The organism is Citrobacter sp. wls826, assembly GCF_005281245.1.
In the GTDB taxonomy this organism is placed as follows: Bacteria; Pseudomonadota; Gammaproteobacteria; order Enterobacterales; family Enterobacteriaceae; genus Citrobacter; species Citrobacter braakii.
Genome location: NZ_SZWS01000030.1, coordinates 9,182 through 15,326 on the forward strand (window position 1 = coordinate 9,182; position 6,145 = coordinate 15,326).

Annotated in this window: 8 protein-coding genes; all 8 read right to left on the bottom strand. The window is 58.3% G+C overall.

Translation table 11 applies throughout. The annotated features are described in order from the left end of the window. Positions 1 to 202, bottom strand: a 202-nt coding sequence (locus FDW87_RS22060) for a GTP-binding protein (RefSeq protein ID WP_305764069.1), incomplete at its 3' end; no start/stop codon positions are given. 9 nt (positions 203 to 211) lie between these two features. Beyond that, positions 212 to 883: an urease accessory protein UreF gene (locus FDW87_RS07595; protein ID WP_075848568.1), complete on the bottom strand. Its 672-nt coding sequence runs from the start codon at positions 881 to 883 to the stop codon at positions 212 to 214. Further along, a complete protein-coding gene (gene ureE / locus FDW87_RS07600; RefSeq protein WP_137379599.1) occupies positions 883 to 1,341 on the bottom strand; it encodes an urease accessory protein UreE in 459 nt (152 codons plus the stop codon). Before ureE ends, FDW87_RS07595 begins: the two co-directional genes overlap by 1 nt. Positions 1,342 to 1,350: 9 nt before the next feature. Then, complete coding sequence (ureC, locus tag FDW87_RS07605) at positions 1,351 to 3,054, bottom strand: urease subunit alpha (protein ID WP_137379616.1); 1,704 nt, start codon at positions 3,052 to 3,054, stop codon at positions 1,351 to 1,353. Further along, on the bottom strand, positions 3,047 to 3,367 hold the full coding sequence (locus FDW87_RS07610; RefSeq protein ID WP_137379600.1) for an urease subunit beta: 321 nt from the start codon (positions 3,365 to 3,367) through the stop codon (positions 3,047 to 3,049). Before FDW87_RS07610 ends, ureC begins: the two co-directional genes overlap by 8 nt. A gap of 9 nt (positions 3,368 to 3,376) precedes the next feature. After that, positions 3,377 to 3,679, bottom strand: a complete 303-nt coding sequence (locus tag FDW87_RS07615; protein ID WP_016154542.1) for an urease subunit gamma — start codon at positions 3,677 to 3,679, stop codon at positions 3,377 to 3,379. A 10-nt stretch (positions 3,680 to 3,689) separates the two neighbouring features. Further along, positions 3,690 to 4,514: an urease accessory protein UreD gene (locus FDW87_RS07620; RefSeq protein ID WP_212725440.1), complete on the bottom strand. Its 825-nt coding sequence runs from the start codon at positions 4,512 to 4,514 to the stop codon at positions 3,690 to 3,692. A gap of 123 nt (positions 4,515 to 4,637) precedes the next feature. Beyond that, positions 4,638 to 6,101 carry an anion permease gene (locus FDW87_RS07625; RefSeq protein ID WP_137379602.1) on the bottom strand — a complete coding sequence of 488 codons (1,464 nt, stop codon included), beginning with the start codon at positions 6,099 to 6,101 and terminating at the stop codon, positions 4,638 to 4,640. Positions 6,102 to 6,145 lie beyond the last annotated feature (44 nt).

The following is a 6,145-nucleotide window of genomic DNA, read 5'->3' on the forward strand; positions in this document are numbered from 1 at the left end:
CCACGCCGACGATCCTGTCTGGCTCCAGTGCGCCAGCCTCGGTGAGAATGCGCTGATCTTCTTTGGTATAGATATCGTTGGTCACCACCGCCAGTTGATAGCTGCTGCGCATGGATTTGCATAACGCTTCCAGCAGCGCCGTTTTGCCGGAGCCAACCGGGCCGCCAACGCCCACGCGCAGGGGATGCTTGTTGTTACTCATTTTTTCTCCTCAGGAGCGGAATAATCGGGAATATTGGGTTTCATGCCGGGCAGATGCGATGGCCGCCAACGGCGTTGCTGAGCCGAGGCTGGCGTCAGGACACGCCAGCGCCTGTGCCAGACCTTGCGCATACCGATTGCAGAGCGCAATGATCAAACGCTGGGCCGCCTGCTGCCCAAAAGGGACCAGTTTGACGCCAGCCATCACTGCGCTCTCAATCCAGCTGTAGCCGAGGCTTAATGCCAGCTCCGTCAGGGGGATTTTCCAGCGCACGCCCAGCCAGGCCATACCGCAGAGTTGGCTGTCGACAAAGAGCGCGCGCCACTCCCGCGAGCAATCAGCTTCCCAGTCGATGACCAGCCGCGTAAACGCCGCGCCCCGACTGCGTTCTTCATCCCGTAGTTCGCGGGTTTCCCGACAGGCCAACAGGTAAGCGCTCCAGCGGCGTGCTGCAGCCAGATCGTCCTGCTCGCAGGCGCGATACAGTCTCGCCAGTAGCGGTAGGTCGACGGTAAAGAAGTTCTGCTCCATCTGCTGGATTTGCCAGTCAGAGAAGTCATCGGCGCTTTTCACCCAGCCGATTTCAACCGCCCACTCCAGACCCTGGGACCAGGTAAACGACCCCACCGGGAGAGCGCTGCTGGCAAGCTGCATCAGACGCAGCTGTTGGATGTTATGCATCAGTGCGCATGGGCGTGATGATGCCCGTGTGATTCACTGGCATAAGCGCCTGCTTCCGGTTCAAACGGTAGTTGAGCAAACGTCACCTCCAGGTTGAACTGGCGCAACATGGTGTCCAGCACATGATCGTGATGGTAGCGCAACTCATCCGGCAGAATTTGCAGCGGAACGTGGCGATTGCCGAGGTGATAACAGGCTTTGGCGAGCAGGAAAGGATCGGCGCAGCGCACCACGGAAACCGACTCCGGCGCGGCGATCACTTCGATCACCTCGCTGCCATCTTCGGTGGTCAGCAGATCACCACTGCGTAACAGCAAACCGCGCGGAAGCATTAGCCCGGCTTCGCGACCGTCGTTCAGCGTCACTCTGGCACGGCTTTTTACTCGAATATCAATGGGTAGCGTGATGCTTGCGGTGACGCGGTGGGCGTGGTCAAGGCGTTGGGTCAGGTAGATCATCGTCACTCCTCAAAACAAGAAATAGCGTTGCGCCATCGGCAAAACGTCTGCCGGTTCGCTGGTGATAAGTTCGCCATCAATGCGCACCTCATAAGTCTGAGCATCGACGGTGATATTGGGTTGCAGGCCGTTGTGGATCATGTCGGCCTTTTTCACCGTCCGACAGCCTTTGACGACGGCGATGGCGCTTTGCAAATTGAGCTGCTGCGGGATGTTTTGCGCGTTAGCGGCCTGCGAAATAAAGGTCAGTCGAGTACGATGCCGCGCCGCGCCAAGTGCGCCGAACATCATGCGGTAATGCACCGGCTGCGGGGTGGGGATCGAGGCGTTGATATCGCCCATCGGCGCACACGCGATCATCCCGCCCTTTACGATCGTCGCTGGTTTTACGCCAAAAAAGGCTGGGGACCACAGCACCAGATCGGCCAGTTTGCCAGGCTCAACGGAGCCAACTTCGTGGGCGATGCCGTGGGTTAGCGCCGGGTTGATGGTGTATTTGGCGACGTAGCGTTTAACGCGCTGGTTGTCGTTGTCGCCTGTTTCTTCTGCCAGCGGACCACGCTGAACCTTCATGCGGTGCGCCACCTGCCAGGTGCGCAGGATCACTTCGCCCACGCGTCCCATCGCCTGTGAATCGGACGAGGTCAGGGAAAACGCGCCAATGTCATGCAGCACATCTTCGGCAGCGATCGTTTCCCGGCGAATGCGTGATTCGGCAAAGGCCACGTCTTCGGCGATATCCGGATCGAGGTGGTGGCAAACCATCAGCATGTCGAGATGCTCGTCGATGGTGTTGACGGTATAGGGCAGCGTCGGGTTAGTGGAGGAGGGCAGAATATTCGGATGCGCGCAGGCGGTGATGATATCTGGCGCATGGCCGCCGCCCGCGCCTTCGGTGTGGAAAGTATGAATGGTGCGATCGCCAATCGCCGCCAGCGTATCTTCAACGAAACCGGACTCATTGAGCGTATCGCTGTGCAGCGCCACCTGGATATCCATCTCCTCTGCTACTTCCAGGGAACAGTTGATGGCGGCTGGCGTAGCGCCCCAATCTTCATGGATTTTCAGGCCAATGGCGCCCGCGGTGATTTGCTCGCGCAGGGCGTCAGGGTTTGAGCCGTTGCCTTTACCCAGCAAACCGATGTTAACCGGCAAGGCGTCTGCCGCCTGCAGCATGCGCGCGATGTACCACGGACCCGGCGTGCAGGTGGTGGCGTTAGTTCCTGCTGCCGGGCCGGTGCCGCCGCCGATCATCGTCGTTACGCCGGAAACCAGCGCCTCCTGTGCCTGCTGTGGGCAGATCCAGTGAATATGCGTATCCACGCCGCCCGCGGTGACGATCTTGCCTTCCCCGGCGATGACTTCAGTTCCCACGCCGATCGGGATCGTGACGTCGGGCTGAATATCAGGATTACCCGCTTTGCCGATGGCGAAGATCCTGGCGTCCTTGATGCCGATATCCGCTTTCACGATCCCCCAGTGATCGACGATCAGGGCGTTGGTTATCACCAGATCCACACACGCTTGCGCGCGCATTTGTCCCTGACCCATGCCGTCGCGGATCACTTTCCCGCCGCCAAATTTGACCTCTTCGCCGTAGGTGGTGAAGTCTTTTTCCACCGCGATCCACAGGTCGGTATCCGCCAGGCGTACCTTATCGCCGGTGGTTGGGCCAAACATGTCGGCGTAAGCCTGCCGTGAAATTTCACTCATCATTTGCCTCCAGAACGCCCATCACTTCGCTGCGAAAACCCACGATCCTTTGTGCGCCAGCGACGCGCACCAGTTCGACTTCGCGTTTTTGTCCCGGCTCAAAACGTACCGCTGTGCCCGCAGGAATGTTTAGACGAAAGCCGCGTGCAGCCCGCCTGTCAAAGCGCAGCGCCGGGTTCACCTCGGAAAAGTGATAGTGCGATCCCACCTGGATGGGTCTGTCGCCATGATTTTCCACCACGATCGTACAGGTTTCCCGCCCCTGATTGATCGCGATATTGCCTTTGGCTATCTGATATTCACCTGGGATCATTGCCGCTCCTTAAACGATCGGGTTGTGGACGGTGACCAGCTTTGATCCGTCCGGAAACGTCGCTTCAACCTGAATATCTGGGATCATCTCCGGTACGCCTTCCATCACCTGATCGCGGCGCAGGACGTGACGCCCGTCTTCCATCAGCGAGGCCACGGTTTGACCATCGCGTGCCCCTTCCATGATGAAAGCGCTAATTAGCGCCACCGATTCCGGATAGTTCAGCTTCAGCCCGCGGGCCAGGCGACGTTCTGCCACCAGCGCGGCGGTAAACAGCAACAGCTTGTCTTTTTCTCTGGGGGTCAGTTCCATACGGGGTCTCTTAGGTTTGCCAGATTCGCGGTAGTACGGGCGGTTTGTGTGTCAAAAGCGGGCGCAGAAATTGCCAGATGTCACGCATAACGCGCTGAACAATCAGGTTGTCGTTGGCAAGAAAGCGGATCGTCAGCAGTGAGTCGTTAAGCGTTGCCCCGGCGTAATCGCCAAGCGGCGTCAGCCGCTCGCGCGTGCCTTCCAGCATGTTTTCAGTGGCCGGATAACACAGCAACGTGCCGACCCAGGGATGGTGCGCGACGCCGCTCAGCTCCCCCTTCTGCAACTGCAAGCGCTCTATCAGCAGCGGCTGCCCATTTCGCCACACTTCCAGACGGTTTTGCAGCGAGCCGTGGCTGAAGGACTCCTGCATAACCGGTCGCCCGAGACACAGCAGATCCCAGGCCAGCAGTCGACTCTCTGACGCGATGTGAAAGACGGACTGGATAGTGGCGTTGGCGCCAGGAAAGAGGATCGTATCCTGGGGGAGCCACTCCAGCGTGGCGTGCGGGGCGAGCGTGAAATGTTGGCGCAGCAACGCCTGCGGCCCACCGCTGCGATAAAACTTTCCCGCGCCGGGCTGGGTGATTAACACATGACTGTTTTCGTTGAGAGTTACGGCAATGTGTAGTTCATCCCCGCCGACGATCCCCGCGGGTGGATGAAGCAAATAGAGGTGGCAGACGTCCTCTTCCGGGTAAAACGGACGCTGAACCGTCAATGGACCATGATGACGCGCCGAGGCGAGCACCGTGTTGTGCCCAGTGCGGGTGAAATGCAGATCCAGTTCGGCCTGCCAGCCCCGTGTGAGTGTCTCGTGCGCAACCGTGTCCAGAGCGTTTCCCTTATCAGCATGAGGGTGTTTGCATACAAAAAAGTATGCCTCAGCACATCGGGAAATCGATCATATGAGAAGCTTATGGATAAAGGGGCGACAATATGCCGCCCCAATGGGGTTTTACAGTAAAACGAGGGGCATCCAGACCAGACCGGTAATCACCAGCAGCACAAGGAAAATCAGGCCAAAAATAGCACCGAGTCGCCAGTAATCTACCGTCGGCAAATAGCCGCTGCCGTAGTAGATAGGGCTAGGACCGGTGGCATACGGGGTCAGAATGCTGCCGAGACCAATGGCTGCGCCGACCATCAGGCAGAAGACCTGAAGTGGAATTTCCGGCATTGCCAGTGCGGCGGCAATCATCATCGGCGCCAGGGCGGAGGTATACGCCGTGGCGCTGGCAAAGAAGTAGCGCAGCAAATAGAACACCACAATGAGCGCCACCATCACCATCATCGGCGAATAACCGCTCAACCCGTTTGCCAGCAGCTTGCCGAACCAGGTAATAAAACCGGTGTTATTGAGCCCGGTCGCCAGCGTTATCAGCGAGGCCAGCCAGAAAAAGACGTTCCACGCGGCTTTATTACTGACGATGTCATCCCAGCTAATGATGCGCAGTACCAGCATCAACGCCACTACGCTGTATCCGACCATCGCGGCGTCAATGTAATCGCCGCCGAAGATCCACAGCACCAGTGCGCCGACCATCAGCACCAACATCTTTTTCTCGCGTGCGCAGAGCGGTCCCATTGCTTTTAGCTCTGTATCCGCCCAGCGCGGAACCTGATCGCCGGATTTCAGCACCGGTGGATACAACACGTACGCCAGCCAGGGCACAATCAGCACCAGTAAAATACTCAGCGGCAGCATGCCTAAGAACCAGTCGCCCCAGCTCAGCGCCGTGTGGGACGCGCCTTTCATCAGGCCGATTAACAGCAGGTTCGGCGCCATCGCCGTTAAGAAAATGGCGCTGGTGACGCAGTCGGCGACAATGCCCATCCACATAATGTACGAGCCAATGGAGCGAGAACTGGCGCTATTGGGCTGCGAGTTATACAGCGGCGGCAGGTTGCGGATAATCGGGTAGATTATTCCGGCCCCGCGCGCGGAGTTGGACGGCGTGACGGGAGCGAGGATAAGTTCAGAGAACATCACCGCATAGCCGAGAAACAGCGTCCGGTGCCCCATCTTTTTCACCAGCATCAGCGCGATACGTCGACCGAGCCCGGTTTTCTCATAGCCGGTACCAAACATAAAGGCCGCGAAGATAAGCCAGATTACCGAGTTTGAAAAACCTGATACCGCCCATGACAGCGATTTGGCGGTAAATTTAAAACCGTCCTGCGCGAGTTGCTCCGGGCTGAACAGCAGCCACGGTGAAAGGACGGCGATAATCGAAATGCCAATCATCGCTACCACCGCGCCCGGTACAGGTTCCAGAATAAGGCCCACAATCACACCGGTAAAAACGGCAAAATAGAGCCAGGTGTGGCTCTCAAGACCGTTGGGGACGGGCAGTACAGCAATAATGGCGATGACCACCAGCGGAGCCAGGTATCGCCACCAACCAGCTAAAGGTGCCATTGTTGTATCCCTACGAAAAGGGAGAGGCGCAGCGCCTCTCCGGG

Excerpts from the sequence above, each read along its gene's own strand:
- FDW87_RS07595 (WP_075848568.1), bottom strand. The coding sequence starts at position 883 with ATGCATAACATCCAACAGCTGCGTCTGATGCAGCTTGCCAGCAGCGCT.
- ureC (WP_137379616.1), bottom strand. The coding sequence starts at position 3,054 with ATGAGTGAAATTTCACGGCAGGCTTACGCCGACATGTTTGGCCCAACC.
- FDW87_RS07610 (WP_137379600.1), bottom strand. The coding sequence starts at position 3,367 with ATGATCCCAGGTGAATATCAGATAGCCAAAGGCAATATCGCGATCAAT.
- FDW87_RS07625 (WP_137379602.1), bottom strand. The coding sequence starts at position 6,101 with ATGGCACCTTTAGCTGGTTGGTGGCGATACCTGGCTCCGCTGGTGGTC.
- FDW87_RS07615 (WP_016154542.1), bottom strand. The coding sequence starts at position 3,679 with ATGGAACTGACCCCCAGAGAAAAAGACAAGCTGTTGCTGTTTACCGCC.
- ureE (WP_137379599.1), bottom strand. The coding sequence starts at position 1,341 with ATGATCTACCTGACCCAACGCCTTGACCACGCCCACCGCGTCACCGCA.